At 58.1% G+C, this 279-nt stretch carries 1 protein-coding gene; it reads left to right on the top strand.

Features of this window, described 5'->3' with window-relative positions; translation table 11 throughout:
- Positions 1-279, top strand: a 279-nt coding sequence (locus Q4528_RS13625) for a hypothetical protein (protein WP_303522083.1), incomplete at both ends; no start/stop codon positions are given.

The following is a 279-nucleotide window of genomic DNA, read 5'->3' as shown; positions in this document are numbered from 1 at the left end:
CCTTAGTGGCTTTGGCATCGGTCGATGCGGTTGGGCGCGTTGTTTCGGATCTCGATGATATTGGCAAAACGGCGGACAAGATCGGCCTGACGACGGACGCGCTGCAAGAGTTGCGCACGATCGCGGAAAGTGCGGGCGTCGCGCAATCCAGTCTCGACAGTTCAATGGAACGGTTTTCCAAGCGTTTGGGCGAGGCTGTCTTGGGGACAGGTGCGGCGAACAAAGCGTTGAAAGAAATGGGGTTGTCGGCGGATGACCTGGTTTCGATGGGTCTGGACG

Source organism: Staphylococcus pasteuri (assembly GCF_030547725.1).
GTDB lineage: Bacteria > Bacillota > Bacilli > Staphylococcales > Staphylococcaceae > Staphylococcus > Staphylococcus pasteuri.
This window is presented reverse-complemented; position numbering and strand designations above follow the sequence as displayed.